General features: G+C 27.9%; 19 protein-coding genes and 1 riboswitch. Of the genes, 13 read left to right on the top strand and 6 right to left on the bottom strand.

Annotation, left to right across the window (positions count from 1 at the left end; genetic code table 4):
• Window positions 1-102 precede the first annotated feature (102 nt).
• The 3 genes from lysS to EXC66_RS04060 are packed head-to-tail and all read left to right on the top strand — an operon-like array spanning window position 103 to window position 3,685.
• Complete coding sequence (gene lysS / locus EXC66_RS04070) at window positions 103-1,575, top strand: lysine--tRNA ligase (RefSeq protein WP_006886445.1); 1,473 nt, start codon at window positions 103-105, stop codon at window positions 1,573-1,575.
• Window positions 1,575-2,462 carry a Cof-type HAD-IIB family hydrolase gene (locus tag EXC66_RS04065; RefSeq protein WP_006886444.1) on the top strand — a complete coding sequence of 296 codons (888 nt, stop codon included), beginning with the start codon at window positions 1,575-1,577 and terminating at the stop codon, window positions 2,460-2,462. The genes lysS and EXC66_RS04065 overlap by 1 nt, the downstream gene beginning before the upstream one ends.
• A 2-nt stretch (window positions 2,463-2,464) precedes the next feature.
• A complete protein-coding gene (locus EXC66_RS04060) occupies window positions 2,465-3,685 on the top strand; it encodes a trigger factor-related chaperone (RefSeq protein ID WP_006886443.1) in 1,221 nt (406 codons plus the stop codon).
• 59 nt (window positions 3,686-3,744) lie between these two features.
• On the opposite strand, the gene EXC66_RS04055 is transcribed toward EXC66_RS04060, so the two are convergent.
• The 3 genes from EXC66_RS04055 to cypl are packed head-to-tail and all read right to left on the bottom strand — an operon-like array spanning window position 3,745 to window position 7,169.
• On the bottom strand, window positions 3,745-5,376 hold the full coding sequence (locus EXC66_RS04055; RefSeq protein WP_006886442.1) for an ABC transporter permease subunit: 1,632 nt from the start codon (window positions 5,374-5,376) through the stop codon (window positions 3,745-3,747).
• Window positions 5,360-6,091, bottom strand: a complete 732-nt coding sequence (locus EXC66_RS04050; RefSeq protein ID WP_158004701.1) for an ATP-binding cassette domain-containing protein — start codon at window positions 6,089-6,091, stop codon at window positions 5,360-5,362. Before EXC66_RS04050 ends, EXC66_RS04055 begins: the two co-directional genes overlap by 17 nt.
• Window positions 6,075-7,169 carry an ABC transporter thiamine pyrophosphate-binding lipoprotein p37/Cypl gene (gene cypl / locus EXC66_RS04045; RefSeq protein ID WP_006886440.1) on the bottom strand — a complete coding sequence of 365 codons (1,095 nt, stop codon included), beginning with the start codon at window positions 7,167-7,169 and terminating at the stop codon, window positions 6,075-6,077. The genes EXC66_RS04050 and cypl overlap by 17 nt, the downstream gene beginning before the upstream one ends.
• 25 nt (window positions 7,170-7,194) lie before the next feature.
• Window positions 7,195-7,289: riboswitch (TPP riboswitch) on the bottom strand.
• A gap of 74 nt (window positions 7,290-7,363) precedes the next feature.
• Here cypl and pyrH point away from each other — a divergent pair.
• The 10 genes from pyrH to EXC66_RS03995 all read left to right on the top strand — a co-directional run bounded on the left by pyrH (window position 7,364) and on the right by EXC66_RS03995 (window position 17,269).
• Window positions 7,364-8,080, top strand: a complete 717-nt coding sequence (pyrH, locus tag EXC66_RS04040; protein ID WP_006886439.1) for a UMP kinase — start codon at window positions 7,364-7,366, stop codon at window positions 8,078-8,080.
• Window positions 8,080-8,631 carry a ribosome recycling factor gene (gene frr / locus EXC66_RS04035; RefSeq protein WP_006886438.1) on the top strand — a complete coding sequence of 184 codons (552 nt, stop codon included), beginning with the start codon at window positions 8,080-8,082 and terminating at the stop codon, window positions 8,629-8,631. Before pyrH ends, frr begins: the two co-directional genes overlap by 1 nt.
• Before the next feature lie 140 nt (window positions 8,632-8,771).
• On the top strand, window positions 8,772-9,203 hold the full coding sequence (locus tag EXC66_RS04030; RefSeq protein ID WP_006886437.1) for a ribosome assembly cofactor RimP: 432 nt from the start codon (window positions 8,772-8,774) through the stop codon (window positions 9,201-9,203).
• Window positions 9,204-9,211: 8 nt separating this feature from the next.
• Window positions 9,212-10,891 (top strand): transcription termination factor NusA, encoded by a 1,680-nt coding sequence (gene nusA / locus EXC66_RS04025; protein WP_006886436.1) that lies wholly within the window; start codon window positions 9,212-9,214, stop codon window positions 10,889-10,891.
• Complete coding sequence (locus EXC66_RS04020) at window positions 10,875-11,162, top strand: YlxR family protein (RefSeq protein WP_006886435.1); 288 nt, start codon at window positions 10,875-10,877, stop codon at window positions 11,160-11,162. The genes nusA and EXC66_RS04020 overlap by 17 nt, the downstream gene beginning before the upstream one ends.
• Window positions 11,147-12,952 (top strand): translation initiation factor IF-2, encoded by a 1,806-nt coding sequence (gene infB / locus EXC66_RS04015; protein ID WP_006886434.1) that lies wholly within the window; start codon window positions 11,147-11,149, stop codon window positions 12,950-12,952. The genes EXC66_RS04020 and infB overlap by 16 nt, the downstream gene beginning before the upstream one ends.
• 11 nt (window positions 12,953-12,963) lie before the next feature.
• Window positions 12,964-13,476, top strand: a complete 513-nt coding sequence (locus EXC66_RS04010) for an adenine phosphoribosyltransferase (protein WP_006886433.1) — start codon at window positions 12,964-12,966, stop codon at window positions 13,474-13,476.
• Between the two features lie 112 nt (window positions 13,477-13,588).
• Window positions 13,589-14,950: a phosphopyruvate hydratase gene (eno, locus tag EXC66_RS04005; protein WP_006886432.1), complete on the top strand. Its 1,362-nt coding sequence runs from the start codon at window positions 13,589-13,591 to the stop codon at window positions 14,948-14,950.
• 324 nt (window positions 14,951-15,274) lie between these two features.
• Complete coding sequence (locus EXC66_RS04000) at window positions 15,275-15,406, top strand: dihydrofolate reductase (RefSeq protein WP_006886431.1); 132 nt, start codon at window positions 15,275-15,277, stop codon at window positions 15,404-15,406.
• An 84-nt stretch (window positions 15,407-15,490) separates the two neighbouring features.
• Window positions 15,491-17,269: a hypothetical protein gene (locus tag EXC66_RS03995; RefSeq protein ID WP_006886430.1), complete on the top strand. Its 1,779-nt coding sequence runs from the start codon at window positions 15,491-15,493 to the stop codon at window positions 17,267-17,269.
• 35 nt (window positions 17,270-17,304) lie between these two features.
• On the opposite strand, the gene tuf is transcribed toward EXC66_RS03995, so the two are convergent.
• The 3 genes from tuf to EXC66_RS03980 all read right to left on the bottom strand — a co-directional run bounded on the left by tuf (window position 17,305) and on the right by EXC66_RS03980 (window position 20,345).
• Complete coding sequence (gene tuf / locus EXC66_RS03990; protein WP_006886429.1) at window positions 17,305-18,492, bottom strand: elongation factor Tu; 1,188 nt, start codon at window positions 18,490-18,492, stop codon at window positions 17,305-17,307.
• Between the two features lie 204 nt (window positions 18,493-18,696).
• Window positions 18,697-19,521 (bottom strand): HAD-IIB family hydrolase, encoded by an 825-nt coding sequence (locus EXC66_RS03985; protein ID WP_006886428.1) that lies wholly within the window; start codon window positions 19,519-19,521, stop codon window positions 18,697-18,699.
• Window positions 19,521-20,345: an HAD-IIB family hydrolase gene (locus EXC66_RS03980; RefSeq protein ID WP_006886427.1), complete on the bottom strand. Its 825-nt coding sequence runs from the start codon at window positions 20,343-20,345 to the stop codon at window positions 19,521-19,523. The genes EXC66_RS03985 and EXC66_RS03980 overlap by 1 nt, the downstream gene beginning before the upstream one ends.
• Window position 20,346 lies beyond the last annotated feature (1 nt).

The following is a 20,346-nucleotide window of genomic DNA, read 5'->3' as shown; positions in this document are numbered from 1 at the left end:
ATCCATTTATAACAATAAAATAGCATATTTTATTAAAACTAGAGGACAAAAAAACTAAATAAATATATATAATTTATATACTTATTATTTGAAAGGAAAAAAATGAGTTTTAAATATACTGAACAAGAATTGATCAGAAGAAAAAAATTAGATTTTTATAAAGAAAATAATATTGATGCTTTTAAGTTAGCATATGATTTGAAAAACATCGAATATAGCGATGAATTGGCAAGAAAATATGAAAGTTTAACTAAAGAAGAATTAGAGTCTCAAAATATTTCAACTGCTATAGCTGGTAGAGTGATGACTATGAGAGGTCCCTTCATTGTTATTCAAGATTATCATGGTAGAATTCAGGCTTATTTTAATAAAAAAGAGCATGTTGAATTAGCTCAATTGGTAAATTCACTTGATTTAGGGGATATTATTTACATCGAAGGTGCTGTTATGAAAACTCACACTGGTGAAGTTTCAGTTAGAACTAATAACTTAAAATTATTAACTAAATCTCTTAGACCACTTCCTGAAAAATTCCATGGTTTAACTGATGTTGAAGAAAGATATAGAAGAAGATATGTTGACATGATTATGAATCATGAAAGTAGAAATGTATTGTTAACTAGAAGTAGAATTATTTCGGAAATCAGAAGATATTTCGATAATTTAGAATATATCGAAGTTGAAACACCAATTTTACATCATTATATCTCAGGTGCATCCGCAAGGCCATTTAAGACATTCCACAACGCTTTAAGTCAAGACTTTGTTTTAAGAATTGCTACAGAAGTACCTCTTAAAAAATTATTAGTAGGTGGTTGAGACCGTGTTTATGAAATTGGAAGAATTTTTAGAAATGAAGGTATCGACACAACTCACAACCCTGAATTTACAAGTATCGAATTTTATGAAGCCTATTCTAATTTAGAAGGAATGATGAATCGTACAGAAACACTTTTCAAAGAAATAGCTAAAAAACTAGGTAAAGAAAAAGTTATGAATGGTGATGTCGAAATTGATTTATCTAAGCCATTTAATAGAATTGACATGGTTGACGCAGTTTCGTCAGCAACAGGTGTAAATTTTAGAGCAATTAGTTTTGACGAGGCTGTAGAAGTAGCAAAGAAATATAAGGTTAAAGTTGAAAAATACTTTACAATTGGTCACATTATTAATGAACTTTTTGAAGTATTAATTGAAGAGACCTTAGTTCAACCTACATTTGTTTATGGACATCCAATCGAAATCTCTCCTTTAACAGCTAAAGGAAAAGACCCAAGATTTACCGAAAGAGCAGAGTTATTTATTAACACAAAAGAATATGCTAATATGTACACCGAACTTCATGATCCAATTGATCAACTCGAAAGATTTGAGTTGCAATTAGAAGAGAAAAATAAAGGTAATGACGAAGCTAGTGATATAGACTATGATTTTATAGAAGCGTTAGAATACGGAATGCCTCCAGCAGGTGGATGTGGAATTGGAATTGATAGATTATGTATGTTATTTACCGAAAAGAGTTCAATTAGAGATGTTCTTCTATTTCCTACTCTTAAAAGAAAGGTTGAAAATTAATGCCTGTTGTTCGTAGAAAGAAAAAAGGATTAGCAAATAAGGTTTTAGCTTTTGATCTTGATGGAACAATTTTAAGAAAAGACAATACCTTACATCCCGAGACTGAAAAAATGTTAATGGAGGCAAAAAGATTTGGTTCAACAAATGTAATTGCAACTGGTAGGGGTTTGCTAAAGGTAATTCCACTTATAAATAATGGTGTTCTTAAATATATAGATTATTTAGTCTGTTCTAATGGGGCATTAATTTTTGATTTAGAAAAAAATGAAACGACCATATTAGGATCAATAGGTATGGATGCTTTTGAAGTAATGTTAGAAAAAGCTAGAAAAGACGAATTGATTTTTTCAGTAGATACAGATGCTTTCAATGGAACAATTATTTTTTCAAATGATGATAACAATTTACCATCATGATTAGAAAACGAAACAATGGATTTATCAATATTAAATAGATTTACTGAAGACCAAGTTAGAGTTGCACTAGAAGAAGAAAATGCATCTATTACTCAAGTAGCGATTAGAAGTCCAAAAAATAGGGCTGTAGAAAATACTAAAGAAATGCAAAAAGCACTTGGAGATAAATATCAAGTTGTTTTAACAAATTCAGTTTATACAGATGTTAATAAAAAAGGTATTTCTAAATTCCAAGGGCTTTTATATTTGTGTCAACAACTTAAGTTAAAAATCGAAGATGTAATTGCTTTTGGAGATAGCGGAAATGACACAGAAATGCTTACAAAATGTGGAATTGGAATTGCTATGGGTAATGGAACCAAAGATGCAAAAGAAGCAGCAGATTTTGTTATCGGTGATCATGAAGATGATGCAATAGGTGAAGCTATTAATTACTTAATTTGAAATGGTGTACCAGTGGAGGTTGAATAAAAATGGAAAACAATAAAGTTTTAATTAAAAAAATTGATGCTAATATAAACGAATGATTAACTGAGCAAAAAAATGCAACTGATTTTTTACAAAACTCAGGTAAGAAAGATTTTAATCAAAATGATATTTTAAATATTGCGACTTCAAGTTTTATTTCAAATAAAATTGGTGAATGTTTTAGGGAATTTTCAAATGATTATTCTAGAATATATTTCTCTCCTCTTGTTAAAAACATAGTATCAAAAATAGAAGAGTGTACTGCGGAATTGCATTTCTTTTACATTGATAATCTTGAAAGATTTAGCAATTTAGATGTTAAACCAGAGTATAAAATTAATGATAAATTAGAAGAAACACCTCAAATTCAACCATTTATTGATTCATTTATGAATTCATATGCATTTAAAATAGATAAAGCTAATAGTGCAATTGAGAAAAATAATTTAGTATTAATTAAAATTACAGATAGACAATCAAACTTAGAAAACAAGACCGAGTACATATTTGATAGTGAAGGTGAAAAAGATCCATTCCACAAAGAACTTGATGTTGCCTTAGAAGGTGCTAAAGTTGGATCTCATGTTGAAATCAACATTGAGAATAAAGAATATGGAGTCGATGTTATTAGAGTTAGAGAAGTGAAAAATATGCCTATCACCGATGAAAATGCAACACTTATTGGAGTTCCTGAGATACAAAATAGAGAAGATGCTAAGAAATTTATTATTTCAACCGTTGTTGAACAACTATTCAATAAAGAATTACACAATTATGCTCTTTCTATTTATGAATCACTTATAAACAAAATTGACATTTCTGAAGATGAACCTAAAGAACTTATTGATTCAGAAATTGATAGAAGATTACATGATTTTATTTCCCAATTTAAAATTGAAAATAAGCAAATACAAATGAGTGATAAAGAATTTGAAGAAATCAAAAAACAACATTATGATCAATTTAAATCACAAACATCTAAAGCGTTTAAGATGAATTTTATTCGTTCTTGATTACCTAGATCACTAAAAATCACCTTAGTAGATGGTGAAATAGAAAAAGAATATAGAACTCTTATGTCAATGACTACAGAAAAAGATAGAGATACAATGAATATAAATCCGCAAAAAATCGCTGAAGTTTTAATTGACAGAAAAGTTGCTAAACATTATTTATTACAAAATAATCCAGATTTATATGAAAAATATAATTACAATAAAAAATAATAATTATCACGATTAATTCGTGATTTTTTATAAAAAAAATCACATATCATGTGACTTGATTACCTTCGATTTCTTCTTAAATACATCGATATTAGTTCGAATAAAACAAACATAATAGTAATGGGTATTAAAATTGCTGATATTTTTTCGATATCATCCTTTTTACTATAAATAATATATAAGTTTCCTAAGCCTCAACCTGTAAAAGAACCATAAAATAAACTATCTCTACAAGTGTTTTCGAATTCTAATTGAATGTAACTTATTAAATCCTTTTTGATAAATGGTAGCACTAATTTTTTATAAGTAAAAATTTTGTTTTTTTTCATTATTTTGTAGTATTCAAAGTATTTTATATCAATAGAATTTATACTTTCAGAAATATACTTAGTTAACCCTCTAAATGAAGTAAAAGCTAAAGTTCAACTCATAGCACCAACACTGTCGAGAAAAATGTTTAATAGATAGAAAACAAATATCGAAGGAAGCATTCTTAAAAATGATAGAACTGTTCTAAAAATATACGAAATTATTCAATGATTCATTTTTTCAGATAAAAATATTGAATAAGTTAGGCTGCAAAATAATGAGATAATAAGACAAACATACGACTGTTTAATAATTCTTCATGTCCAAAGCAACCCGTTGAACTCAGATTTATTATAGTCACTAAAATTAGGAGATAAAAAGCGTATAAGTGTCCTAAAGAAGTTATGGAAGTTAATTTTTTGTGTTTGAAAATCTTTAATAATTCCCACCGATATTAAAATGGTTACCAAAAACAATATTAATAAAACTATGTGTAATTTACGATTGTTTATATTATTTAACATGATTGAATTTGTTTTTAATCTATGGGCGTTAAAAAGTCATTTGTTAAATATAAGCATAATTATTTCTAATGAGAAAATTAATATAAACAAGTATAAAATAGTAATTGCAAGATATTCATTTTTAGATTGATATAATTCAAATAAAAAACCTATACCTGAAATACCTACAGCACCTAAAACAGTGGTTCATCTAATATTTGATTCTAGAGACAGAAAATACATAAGTATTATTTTTGGTCGATTTCTTAGTATTATATTTTTATAAAATGATTTAAGCTTACTTTTACCTGAGTAGATCATTTGTCAATATTCCACATCTGAAGTGTTTTCAAAAAGATTAGTCAAATATGAACTTAATCATATTCAAGTAAATCAAAATATTATTAGAGAGGCTCCTAAAACTCCACTAAATGAATTACTTATTAATGAAATAAAAACAAACACCGGTAAAACTCTTAAGAAAATAATTATAAATTTCACAAGCAATATTGCATATTTATTTTTATGGAATTTCTTAGTAGAATAAAAAGCGGTGAATATAGAAAAAATAAAACCAAAAAAATTACCTAAAACAACGTATTGAATGGTTCTTGAAAAATATATTCAATTAATCATTCATAAACTATTATTTACAAAATTTTTCTCATCAAATGTATTGAATAAAAAGAATTTGTAAATTGTGTTTTTTAAGTCAATTAAATTATCTGAATAAATTGTAAAAAAGTTTAAATCAATTAAGCAATATATAAAGAAAGCAATCAAAATTAGATAAATCAAATATTTTCAAAATGACTTGATTTTTTTGTTGTTACCATTTTTTCAATATAGTAAATTTTGAATATTAGTCAAAAAATTCATTTAAATTACCTTTACTAAAATCTTCTTTATGAATTATTTTCTTAACGGTACCATTTTCTAAACAAATTAACTTATCACAAAATCTTGTTGCTAAATTAAGATCATGAATATTTATAACAATCAATTTATTTTTTGACACCTCCTTAAATTCTTTCATTATCTTCTCTGAGTTTAATACATCTAAATTTGAAGTGGGTTCATCAGCAAAAATAATTGCTTTATCATTAAAAAATTCAATTGCAATCAAAAGTCTTTGCTTCTCCCCTCCTGACAACTTATCGGTTTTCTCGAATATTTTATTTTCAAGACCAAACTTTCTAAGAATATCGATGAGTTTTTTTGTTTCGTTTGTTTTTGGGTTCCAAAAGATTCTTTTAAACCAATTTGTTCTAAATTCACATAGTCTATTTATATTATCGAGTACACTAATGTCATTTACTAAGTTCGGAAATTGTGAAATATATGATATGTTATTCCTAAAATTCTTGATATCTTTTTTTGCTTTTACTGTTGAACCATTAAACGATATTTCACCTGATTTTATATTGTCAAATGAAATAATTGTTTTTAAAATTGTCGTTTTACCAGCTCCGCTTTTTCCTATGATTCCAACTAATTCACCTTCATGAAAATCAAGATTAATATTACTTAATAACAAATTATTTTTATCAGACACAAAAAGGTTTTTCAATTCAATTTTATTTATATTTTGCATAACCATAAAATCCAACAGTTTTTCCTCAATCATCTTGATTTGAAGTGTAAAGTTGAATTAAAGATGAAACAATTAAGTTTTGTATTTCAGAATTTACTTTATTAGTATTTACTACACCAATGTTATATTGTAAAGGATCTGTTAAGGCTAAAATTTCCATTTTTTCGTTATTTAGCGGAGTGTACTTATCTATATTATCTTTTGTATTTTGAGTTCAAGAATATGAACCTTCATTATCAAAACAAATATGAAAATGATTATTTTTAAGCATGTCTTTTGTTTTTCCGTTTATGAAATAATTTGAATAATTTGTTATTTCTGAAGCTAATGAGCTAAATGCATTATCGTTTTTATTAAAATGCTTTTTTAATAATTTCTCAGGTAATAAATATTTACTTCCTGAATCAGCACTACCATGAACAATACCAAAACTTCTAAAAGTTTTTCAATCTTTTTCATTTCATGCTTTAATTATTTTTTGCCTTACATCATCAGTTCCTGATATTCAAATTATTCCCCGTTGAAAATCTACAAGTTTATCATCATAAAAATATTCATATACAGAACCATTCCATGGATAATCTCATTCGCTATATCTTTTTTTATTAAATAATTCACTTTGTAGTTTGGCATTAGAGATAATTTTGTCATTTTCAGTTCCATCTACATAGATAAAATTATCAGTATCATACTTAAACGACTTAGTTAATGTTTGGATTATTGGTTTAATTCTGTTACTTTTATCTTGATTTTCACTTATATAATTCTCAAAACTAGAGTGTGAAACAAACGCTAAATCTACCACCCCTTTATTAATATTTTGTAAATTAACTAAATAGTCATCAGAAGAGTACGAAACCTTAATTTTTACTTTGTTTCCTATAATTGATTGTAATTTGCTTTCGAAACTCTTTCTTATTTGTTCAGGTTTATTTTCATCTTCCATCCAAGGAGAAATTAGTGAAATATTTATCACATCATTATTTTCCTTATTTTTATTACATGAAGAGGATAAACTTAAAAATGTTAAACTACTTAAAATTAATAAACTAGATGTAATTGTTTTTTTAAAACGCATATAAAAAATTCCTTTCCGACAGGAAGGAACTTAAAAACTGACTCGCTACGCTAGCATTACCTAGATCAGCTCTAAGAGTGTTTCTCAATCCACAAGATGTGAATACCCCTGTCTAGATAAATTATAAAATATAATTTAAAAACCTTTAAAATAATTTATAATCAATACATAGCAAATTATAAGGATGTGATTATATGAAATATAAAAAAATATTAGTTAAACTTTCTGGTGAAGGATTAGTTAATAAAGAAAAACATTTAGCTATTGATTATGAATTAGTGGCAAATATCGCTAAACAGTTAAAAGAAATCGTCGATATGGGTGTCGAAGTTTCCGTTGTTATCGGTGGAGGAAATTTTTGAAGAGGAGCTTCCGCTGCAAAAAATGGTATTCCAAGAAACCGTGCAGACTATATAGGTATGCTAGCAACAATTATGAACGGGTTAGCATTAAGAAGCGGTTTTGAACAACATGGGTTACCTTCAAGAGTTCAAAGTTCTATAAATATTGATGCTAAAGTTGCAGAAAATTATGTAAATGAAAAAGCATTAAAATACTTAAAAGATGGTGAAGTTGTGATTTTTGTTGGAGGAACAGGTAGACCTTATTTTACAACTGATACAGCAGCTACATTATATGCTTCAGAAGTTGGTGCAGAAGTTATTTTAATGGGTAAAAATAAGGTTGAAGGTGTTTATGATAGTGATCCTAAATTAAACCCTGATGCTAAACGTTTTAATAAAATTACTTACGATGAAATTCTTGAAAGAAAACTTCAAGTTATGGACTTGACAGCCACAAGCATGGCTAGAGATAACAACATTTCCCTTATTGTTTTCAATATTGCAGAACCCAATGCTATTGTTAGAGCATTAAAGGGTGAAATAACTCATACAGAGGTGGTAAAATAATGGACATAGAATTATATTTATTAGAAATCAAAGAAGCTGCTGAAAAATCAATTCAACATCTTAAGTTTGAATTATCAAAAATTTCAACAGGTAGAGCAAATCCTCAATTAGTTAAATGAGTGAAAGTGGATTATTACGGTACACCAACTTCGTTAGATGAATTAGCGAATATTTCAGTACCTGAGCCACAACAATTATTAATCAAACCTTATGATCAATCTTCAGTTAAAGACATTTTAAAAGCAATTAATAATGCAAATTTAGGAATAACACCTGTCGATGAAGGAAATCAAGTAAGAATTACATTTCCAGCATTAACAACCGAAAGAAGAAGAGAATTAACAAAATCACTTCCAAAACACTCTGAACAAGCAAAAGTTGGAGTAAGAAATGCTAGACAAGATGTAAATAAATCTATTAAAGGCGACGATAGCATTTCAGAAGATGAACAAAAAAGAGTTTTAGAAATTGTTCAAAAAGAAGTGGATAAATATATTAATGAAATTTCTGCGATTGTTAAAGACAAAGAAAATGAATTAATGAATAAATAAATATTTCATGTAGTGTGTAATTAACACTATATGATTTTTTTATTTTAAAAATGATAATCAAATCGATTATGCTATAATTTAAAAGCATTCAGGATAGACGGGTTGCATTTATGCAACTTTTGTTATTTTTGGAGGATAAATTGAATTACAAAGAAGAATTAAAAAAACATTTTGGAGATATGATCATTGATGCAAAATTGACTAATGAATTTAATCAACAAATGCTTGAAGTAACAGTTAATGTAAATGATTTAAATCAAGTAAATACATGAACTACACTATTGAATGAATATCTTGAAAGTGTTGCTTGATTTAAAGATGAATATGGTTTAACAGTTATGTCTAAAGGTGAAAAATTAGAATATACATTTGACGAATTGGTCGATAAAATAGGCACTTTTATCAAAGTTAAATTAAACAAATCAATAAACAAAAACGATACATATATTGGTGAAATACTTGAATATAATCCAGAAGACATATTATTAAAGTGGAATGATCATGGACAATTTAGAAAAATTAAGTTATCAAAAATTGATATTAATAAGATAGAAAAATACATTAAATTTTAGGAGTAATCATGGCTGTTAAAAAAATAAATGATGTAAATGAAACTTTTATTAACAAAAGTGAGTTAATAAAAAAAGATTGATATAAAGTTATTAAAGGTTATGCATTAAGTAATAATCTTTCAAAAGAAGAAGTTTGTGATTTTTTCTCACAAGAAACAACCAAAGCTATAAATAGGGATATAGATCCAGAAGCCGAAATTATTTTTGAGTTAGATAATGACGAAGAAAAAGTAATTATTTTTAATAAGAATATGGAAGTTGTTGAAGATGATTTTGAATTTCTGTCAGAAAATGATCCAGAAAGAATTTCGTTTATTACAATAAGTGAAGCTTCAACATTGCATCCAAATTGTAATGTTGGAGATATTGTTAAATACACTATTGATTTTAATTTATTAAGTGAAAGAATCAAAACTGTAATAAGAAATGGATTTATTCAAAGATTAAAAATAAACCAAAAACAAAAAGTATTTAATAAATATTCTAATTTAATCGGGCAAAGACTAAAAGCTAGAGTTCTTTCTAAGAATAATAATGGTTCATATAATATGATTTTCGAAGACAATGTTACTGCTTTTTTACCAAATAATAAAGTAAATAGACGTTTACAAATGAAACCGGGTTCAATTATTGATGTTTATCTTGAAGAAGTTCACGAAGAAAGTAAATTAAGTCAATGTCTAGTTTCTACGGATTCACCAAAAGCTGTGGAAGATTTACTTAAAAATGATATTCCAGAAATTTCAGATGGTTCGGTAGAGATTGTTAAGGCAGTAAGACAACCAGGTGAAAGATCAAAAATCGCTGTTAGATCTATTCATGATCAAAATATTGACGCAGCAGCTTCAATAATTGGTGTTAATGGTTTAAGAATTTTATCTATTAGTGAAAAATTAGAGGGTGAAAAATTGGATGTCATTCCATTCTCTGAGGATCTAAGACAATTTATTATTAATGCAATGTCACCTGCTAAAGTTGTTGACGTAGTATTTAAAACTCCTGACAATGATTCAGCATATATTATTCTTAAAAAAGAAAATATTCTTGTTGCAATAGGTAAAAAAGGTTCAAATATTGAATTAGCTAAAAACTTAACAGGCGTAAACCTAGAAGCAATCACTACTGAAGAAGCGATTGAAAAAGAAATTCCGTTTAAGGAATCTAAGGAATACGACAAACCATTAATTAAGAAAGTTAAAACTAAAAAACCAACAAGAAGTAATAATTTCTTTTCAGGATTTAATTTTGATATTAATGAATTTGCTCAAGATGTTTCTGAATTTATGGAACAACAAGCTTCAAGTTTAGATAAAGCTAAAGTTGAAACAACACCTAAGGTAGAAAAACCAAAATCTAAAAAACCAGAAAAATTAAATCTTGATGATTATTTCAATGAAGAAAATGTGCTTGAACTTGAAAAAGAATCTAAAAATAGTGATGAGTATGATTTCTTAAACGATATTGATTTTGACAAAATTTTCGATGATAATGAAGTTAGTGAATTCGATGATGAATTCGAAGATGAAGTAATGAGCGAAAAACCTGAAAAAGAAAAGAAATCGGTAGATAAAGAATACAAAAAAGCAAAAATTGAACTTAGAGACTTTAAGGTTGATTCAGACCTAGCTAATTACGGTCTTGATTCGAATTTAGATTTAAGTGATTTTGACGATGAGTGAGAAAAATAATAGCTATACACGTAAGTGTGTAGTTACCCATGAAATTTTAGATATTTCTCAATTAATCAGATTTGATTATAAAAAAGAAAGAAATGAAATTTCATTAGATATTAATAAAACAAAAAATGGTAGGGGTTGCTATTTGAAAAATGACCCTGAATTATGGTCTCAGTTCATTAAAATTAAAGCATTAAATAGAGCTTTTAGAACAAATGTGAATTCAGAAGTTTACAATAAGATTTATAACGAATTAATGGAGGTCTTATGGAAAAAAAGTTAAATAGAATTAGTAATGTTGAAGAAGTAAAAAAACAAATGTCTGCTGTCAAAACCGAATTAAAAGATGGTGTTTTTATCTTCACAGGAAAAATGTCAATAAGCGATTTTGCTGAAAAAACAAAAATCAATACTAATGATATTATTAAGAGATTTTTCTTAAAAGGTAAAGTTTACAACCTTAATTATGTTTTAGATGAGGAAGAAATTGCTGAATTATGTCTGGAATACGGTTTTGATTTTAATAAAGAAACAAGTGTTGACGCAGGTAATTTCTTGGATGAGGTTGAGTTTAAAGACAAAGAAAAAGATTTACAAAAAAGAGCTCCTATAATCACAGTTATGGGACATGTAGACCACGGTAAAACAACATTAATTGATAAAATTAGAAATTCAAATATTGTGGCAACAGAGTCAAGTGGAATTACCCAACACACTGGTGCATACCAAATTGAATATAAAAAGAATAAAATTACATTTATAGATACACCAGGTCATGAAGCATTTACTTCTATGAGAGCTAGAGGAGCTAAAATTACTGATATAGTTGTTTTAGTTGTCGCAGCCGATGATGGAGTTATGCCTCAAACTGTTGAAGCAATTCAACACGCTAAAGCAGTTGATGTTCCTATTATTGTCTTTGTTAACAAAATGGATAAACCAAATAAAGACTTAGACAGAATTAAAGGTGAATTAGCAGAAAATGATGTTATCATTGAGGAATATGGTGGTGACACAATGTTGGTTACAGGTTCAGCACTTAAAGGTAAAGGACTTGATGAATTATTTGATGCTATTAATACTCTAGCTGAATTACTAGACTTAAAAGCTAACCCAAATAGATATCCAATTGGTGTAGTAATTGAGTCAAGAACAGATAAAGGAATTGGAGCAGTATCTACATTAATTATAAAAAATGGAACACTTATTAAAGGGGATTTCATTGTTGCTGGTTCTAGATATGGAAGAGTTAGATTATTAACTGATACAAATGGTGTAGAAATTTCAAAAGCCACTCCTGGTATGCCGGTTGTAGTAAGTGGATTAAATTATATTCCTATGGCTGGAGATAAGTTTGTTGGATTTTCTGATGAAAAGTTTGCTAAAAAATTAGCTGCAGAAAAAAATGCCATCGATAAACAAAATGAACTTTATCAAAGAAATCAAGCCACTTTAGATTCAGATGGTAAGAAAGTATTAAATGTAATTGTTAAATCTGATGTTCATGGCGTTGCTGAAGCTATTAAACATAAAATCGACGGCCTAAATAACGATGAGGCAGTTATAAAAGTAGTTAGTTGAGCTGCAGGAACAATTAATAATAGTGATTTACTTCTAGCTCAAGCATCTAATGCTACAATTTTCACTTTCAATAACAAACCTACTGCAGCACAAAAACAATCAGCCGCTAATTTAGGTGTTACAATTTCTTCACATGATGTTATTTATAAAATAATTGAGTCATGTGAAAAAATGCTTGAAGGTGAAAAAGCACCAGTGTATGAAGAGAAAAAAGTTGGAGAAGCACACATTATAAAAGTTTTCTTTTACTCAAAAGTTGGTAATATTGCTGGAGCGATGATGGATGAAGGTGTTGTTAGAGCGAATTCAAAAATCAAAGTTTACAGAACAGGTAAATTAATACATGAAGGTAGCATAGATTCATTAAAACGTGAGCTAAATGATGCTAAAGAAGTTGTAAAAGGAAAAGATTTTGGTTGTCATATAAAAAACTTTAATGATATTCAAGAAGATGATGTTTTAATGTTTTTTGAAGATGTTCAAGTAAACTAAAAAGGATAAAAATGAATTTAGAAAAATTTATAAGAGATGTTCCAGATTTTCCAAAAAAAGGAATTCTATTTAAAGATATATCTCCATTATTAGCTGATGGGGAAGTATTAAATTATACAATAACACAAATGGCTGAGTTATGTAAAGATTGTGATATTATTGTTGGGCCAGATGCAAGAGGGTTTCTTTTTGGTACTCCGGTTGCTGCTTTTCTAAAGAAACCATTTATTATGGTTAGAAAGCCAAATAAATTGCCAGGCGAAGTAATTTCAATGGAATATGATTTAGAATATGGTTCAAATAAATTAGAATTACAAAAGGGATTTGTTAAACCAGGTCAAACAGCTGCGATTGTTGATGATGTGCTTGCGACTGGAGGAACAACTAAGGCGATAGTAAAATTATTAGAGTCTCAAGGTGTTAAAGTTAAAAAAATTGTTTTATTAATGGAATTATGTGATTTGAACGGTAGAGAAATTTTTGACAAAGATATCGAAGTAAAATCATTAATCAAAGTAGGTTAGGCCTACTTTTTTTGTGAAATATTTACATAAATTTTTCTCTTAGTAAATTAAATAAGATAACATCAATTTAATAATGCTATAATTTTTTTAATATATTGAAAAAGGAGAAAAAATGTCAGCAATTACAAAAATTCATGCTCGTGAAGTTTTAGATTCACGTGGTAATCCTACTGTTCAAGTTATAGTTGAAACAGAATTAGGTGGATATGGTTCAGCGATGGTTCCTTCTGGAGCTTCAACTGGTTCAAGAGAAGCTTTAGAATTAAGAGATAAAGGTTCTAAATATGAATCTAATTGATTTGGTGGCAAAGGTGTTATGTTAGCTGTTGACCATGTTAACAACGATATTGCTCCAGAACTTTTAGGAATGGAAGTTACTGAACAACGTGCAATCGATTACAAAATGATTGAATTAGATGGTACAGAAACAAAATCAAACTTTGGTGCTAATGCTATCTTAGGTGTATCTTTAGCAGTTGCTAGAGCTGCAGCTGATGAACTAGATTTACCATTATATAAATATTTAGGTGGATTTAATGCTCATCAATTACCATTACCAATGTTAAACGTTATTAATGGTGGTGAACACGCTTCAAATACATTAGATTTCCAAGAATTTATGATTATGCCTGTTGGAGCAAAATCATTTAGAGAAGCTTTACAAATGGCTAATATGGTATTCCACAACTTGGCTAAATTATTGAAAAAAGCAGGTCATGGTATTCAAGTTGGTGATGAAGGTGGATTCGCTCCAAACTTCAGATCACATGAAGAAGCTTTAGATTTCTTAGTTGAAGCTATTAAAGCTGCTGGATATGTTCCAGCTCGTTCAGGAGAAAAAGCAGTTGCTATCGCAATGGATGCAGCATGTAGTGAATTATATGAAAATAACGCATACACATTCAAAAAATTAAAAGCAGCTATCGACGAAAAACGTGTTGGATTTGAAAACTTAGGAAATGTTAAATTAAGCTATACAAGCGATGAAATGATTCAATACTTAGGAAGTTTAGTAGATAAATACCCAATTATTTCTATTGAAGATGGTTTTGCTGAAAGTGATTGAGAAGGATTTAAGAAATTTACTGCTCAATATGGTGATAGAGTTCAAGTTGTTGGTGACGATTTAACCGTTACAAACGTAAAAATCTTAGAACGTGCAATTAAAGAAAAATCAATGAATTCAATTCTAATTAAATTAAATCAAATCGGAACAGTTTCTGAAACATTTGAAGCAATCCAAATGGCTCAAAAAGCTAATATGACAGCAGTTGTTTCACACCGTTCAGGTGAAACAGAAGATTCTACAATTGCTGATGTTGCTGTTGCTATGAATACAGGACAAATTAAAACTGGTTCATTATCGCGTACAGACCGTATTGCAAAATACAACCGTTTATTAGCTATTGAAGAAGAATTAGGGTCAGTAAGTAAATTCTTAGGTAGTGAAACATTCTACAACCTTAAAAAATAATTGTTTTACTAAAATTGCTTATACTAAATAGGCAATTTTATTTTTGCTTTTGTTATAATTTCATAGTGATAAAAGTTTATATTAGCTTGCGATAAAAATAGCTTTATAGATAATAAAGATAAATTATCTTGAAAAATAAAATATGAAATGGATTTTTTCAAAAAAACTATTTCAAACCAAAATATCCTAATAGGTAAAAGAACTTTTTATCAATTAAAAATGGTCTTTCAAGAGCAAAAAATGTATACATTTTGACTAATGATCTTTTTATTCAAGTTGATAGAAAAAATGAAAGATTAATAAACAATATATATTTTGTAAAAAATGAAAAATAATAATAACGATATTTATATTTGTGGTGGATTATCAATTTATTTGCAAACAATAAATATTGCTGATGAAGTTATTTTAAGTGTTATTTCTTCTAAGTATGAAGGTGATATTAAAATATTTTAATAAATTCAATCTGATTAAAGAAGTAAGATATTGTGAGCTTTGCTTTAAATAGTTAGTAAGTAAAAAAATAATTTGAGGAATATTATGAAAAAATGAATCAAAAATAGTCTTTGACTTGTATCTATAGTTGTTGTATGTGGTATGATTGCTGGTGGAACTGTAGTTAGTAAATATTATGGTGATAGATTCATTTATGATTTTGAATTAGCTGCTGAGAAGAATTTTAATAGAAATGAACATGTTGAATTTGTGGACGATGAGACAAATGACGCAATTAATGCATTAAATTCGTCTGATATAAATATTTTCTTTGTACATGATGGTGTTCAACCATTTTATAATAATTTAAGATTAGCAATGCTTTCTAAAACCGAAACACATTATTTTTATTCTTCAAATTCTCCATTAGTAAAAAACATAAATTTTGAAAAATTAGAGAATTTTATTAAAAATGAAAGATCGATTTATTATAGAAATAAAGAAAATGAACTAATCAAAATCAATAACGATAGTTCAACTGAACTAAAAGCTTATGAAGCAGAAATAAGAAATGTTTCATCAGTCCGTAAATTAGGAATATTTTATATAGATGAATTAATTAAAAATGTTAAAGATATAATGACCACTAATAAGGATAAAAAAATTAATCTTTGAATAAATTCTGATAATTTAAGATTTTACTTACCTTTAATTGAATTAGCACAAGTTAACAATTTAATCATAAGAGGTCTTGAGGATTCTAATATTATTGGTAAATATATATCTGATAATTTACACATTAAATTAAGCGACTGATTAAAATATGAATTAGAAGATGTTGGAAAGAGTGATGAACAAATTAAAAAATATGTTCAAAATAGTTTTTATGTAAATCGTTCTGAAAATTATTTATTACCAAAAATATATAAAAATATTTACTATTATTTTAGTTACCAAAACGATGTAGATAAATTAAAGTTGATGGGTTATGAAAACATTAAATTATTATCTAAAGAAAATAAAGAAATAAAAGATTATATCTTTGAATATAGAACAAAAAACAATTCAAGAATGTTTTCATATTGACCAGAAATTATTGGATTGGATTGAGAAAAAATTAGAGATAGTATTAATGTTGATAAAAATCATAATAATAAAAAGTCAATGATTATTTTAGGAACATCATTAGAAAGTGAATGAAACTTCGTTATGCATGTTGTGGACAAATATAAAGATGAATATAATATCTATTACAAAGGACATCCAGGACATAATAAATTAAGTGATGAAATTGAGGAATTCTTTAAGTTCAGTGAAGATGAAGAGCAAAAAATTATATTTTACAAAGACTATAGCAATGGTGAAAATAAAAAAATTGTTGTTAATAGAAACGATATTATAAGAACTTTGGAAAGTCAAATACCTTCAGAAGAATTTACAACCAATCATGCTAATTTAAAAGATGAAACAAGATCTCTTTGATTTGATGCTTGAGTATTATGTGATCCTACTTCAGGTGCGGTTTCAGGAATAGTAAATCACAAAAACCAATTTTATGATATTAAAGAAATGTGAATCAATCAAAATGATCAAGATTTAGCAGTCTCTAAGGGTGATGATATTTTTGAAAATTACATCAATTCATACATTAATAATTTTGCTAATAATTTTATTCAAGTCTCTTTAAAGAATGATAATTATGATGAATTAACTAAAGATAATCTGACAATAAGCATTAAAGAAGAATACAAGAATTTAGTATCAATCGATATTAAAGATATTATTTATGACAAAGAAAAACAAGGTGGCGTTGTTTTAGGTGTTCTAAAATATAATGCTAATAATATTAGTGTTGATTATGATGTTATGATAAAGATTAAATAAAAAACACAAGATTTCAAATCCTGTGTTTTTTTAAATTATTTAATAATTTTTGTTACTGAACCAGCACCAACTGTACGTCCACCTTCACGAATAGAGAATTTTGTTCCTTCTTCTACAGCGATAGGAGCGATTAATTTAACTTTTAAGTTAACGTTTTCACCTGGCATAACCATTTCACGTCCAGCTTCGAATTCAACTCCACCTGTAACGTCTGTTGTACGGAAGTAGAATTGAGGTTTATAGTTTTTGAAGAATGGTGTGTGACGTCCACCTTCTTCTTTTTTAAGTACATAAATAGCAGCTTCAAATTCTGTGTGAGGAATAATTGAACCTGGTTTAGCTAAAACTTGCCCACGTTCAATATCTTCACGGTTTACACCACGAAGTAATAATCCAGCGTTATCCCCAGCTTGAGCTTCTTTAAGGTTTTTACGGAACATTTCAATTCCTGTAACAACTGTTTTTTTAGTTGGTTTTAATCCAACGATTTCAACTTCTTGGTTTAATTCTAATTTACCACGTTCTACACGTCCTGTAGCAACTGTTCCACGTCCTGTAATTGTGAAAACGTCTTCTACAGCCATTAAGAATGGTTTATCGAATTCTTTAATAGGTGTTTCAATGTATGTGTCAACTGCGTCCATTAATTCCATAATTGCTTCTTCGTATTTTGCATCACCTTGAAGAGCTTGGAAAGCTGATCCACGAATAACTGGAGCGTTGTCTCCATCAAACCCGTATTCTGAAAGTTGTGAACGAACTTCCATTTCAACAAGGTCGATCATTTCATCTTCACCTTCTAACATATCACATTTGTTTAAGAATACAACGATACGAGGTACTCCAACTTGTTTAGATAAAAGAATGTGTTCACGTGTTTGAGGCATAGGTCCATCTGTTGCAGCAACAACTAAGATAGCACCATCCATTTGAGCAGCCCCTGTAATCATGTTTTTAACGTAGTCAGCGTGACCTGGACAGTCTACGTGTGCATAGTGACGTTTTTCTGTTTGGTATTCGATGTGTGATGTATTAATTGTAATACCACGTGCTCTTTCTTCAGGAGCATTATCGATAGAAGCATAATCACGAGCTTCTGATAATCCTTTTTTAGATAAAACTGTAGCAATAGCAGCTGTTAAAGTTGTTTTACCATGGTCAACGTGACCGATTGTACCAACGTTAACGTGTTCTTTACTACGATCAAAATCTAATTTTGCCATTGTCATTTCCTTTCATTATTATTTAACTATGTTTTAGCGCTAAAACCACCTAAGTCTAGTCTTTCAGCTAGAACCTATCCGTATAAATTAGCATATATATTTTACCAAAAAATAGTTTTTATAAATATGCATTTAATTTGTGCGCGCTATAAGCAATATTATATATTAAAATAAATTTTTATTAAGCGGATAAAATCACTAAAACTATTTTTTTGAATTTACAAATTGTCGTATAAATTTGGCTAATCCGGCATTTTTATAATCAAAATCTAGCACAATGTCAGCAATATCCTTAAATAAATCTGAAGAATTTTTCATCGCAACTACAGTTCCAAGCATATTTTTAGCAGATGCATCATTCATAGAATCGCCAATATGCATAGCATTTTCTGGATCTATCCCGAACATTTCACAATATTCTTTTTCAGATATACCTTTACTTGCAGTGACTGATGTAATTTCTATAATTGAGTTTTGTTTACCGCAAAATGCTATTTGTAAAACACCCTTGTATTTTTCAGACCATTCTGCTTTCAACTTAGACAATTTTCTTTTTGATATTGCAAAAACTAACACTTTAAAAGTATCAAACGGTACTGTATTAAGATAGTTATCATTATTTTTAAAGCCCTTAAAAACATCAATAATTTTAAAAATAATAGAGTTTGTAAAACTTTTTTTTAGGTCAGAGTTTAATATCCCAAGAACTTTACTTTTTGAAATATCTAATAATAGATTGTGTAAAACTTGTTCATCAATTTTTTTGGAAACAACCTCTTTATTGTCTATGAATATTTTAGCTCCATTTCATAAGATAAAATTTTTTGCATTTATAGTTTTGAGTATTCTTAATGTTTCGCTATTATATCCTCTACCAGTTGACACAATAATCGGTATTTCCTTAGAAACTTCTTCAATGGCATTGATGTTTTCTAAGCTAAAATTGGAATGCGAAGAATCTTTTATGTCTAATGAAGTCCCGTCTAAATCGATAAAAATGATTTTTGGTTTTTTAATAATCTTGTCCATTATTTCCTTTCGTTTTTGTTTAATAATTCACTTACGACATGATAAAAACCGTCGTATTTATAATGAGGAGCTATAAACGTTGCATTCTTTATATATTCAAAATCTCCGTTTTGCATAGCTACTGATTTCCCCAAGATTCTTGATAAATCTTCATCAGCCATTGAATCTCCAAAGTTTATACAATCTTTAGGGTCTATGTTAAATTTCTGACAAATTTCCAATGCTTGAGAAGCCTTAGAAACACTTGAAGATGTTATCTCAATAACTCAGTTATAATGAGCTGAAAAATAATTAACTCCACTAATTGTAGATCTTAGTTTTTTTAGGATTTTGTTTATTTGGAAGGGGTAAACAATAAAAGCGGTTTTTAATACTTTGTTTAAATTGATTTTTTCTATTTCCTTAATGTGATAGGCTTTTAATCTTTTTCTTTGTGTAATCCGTGCTAATAATTTATATAAACTATTTTGTGTAATTAGGTACTCTTGCTCATTAGTAAACAAAGCAAAATTTATTTTATTTTCTTTAGCAATACTGATTATTTTATTTACATCAACAATATCAAAAAAGTATTCATGAATTAATTTGTTTTCGTATAAAATTTGTGCCCCTGAACTGAGAATCGCTGTATTTGAATTTGTCATTTCTAAGATTTTCTTAACTTTTTTATCAGAAAAACTTCTACCGGTGGTTATAATAAATTTTGACTCTTGATTTATTCAATTAACAGCCATTAAATTCTTCTTAGAAATTAATTTCTTATTCTTTTTATTGATTAATGTACCATCTAGGTCAACAAAGAAAATTTTAGGTATATTAGACAAT

The organism is Mycoplasmopsis anatis (assembly GCF_900660655.1).
Taxonomy (GTDB): Bacteria; Bacillota_I; Bacilli_A; order Mycoplasmatales; family Metamycoplasmataceae; genus Mycoplasmopsis; species Mycoplasmopsis anatis.
This window is presented reverse-complemented; position numbering and strand designations above follow the sequence as displayed.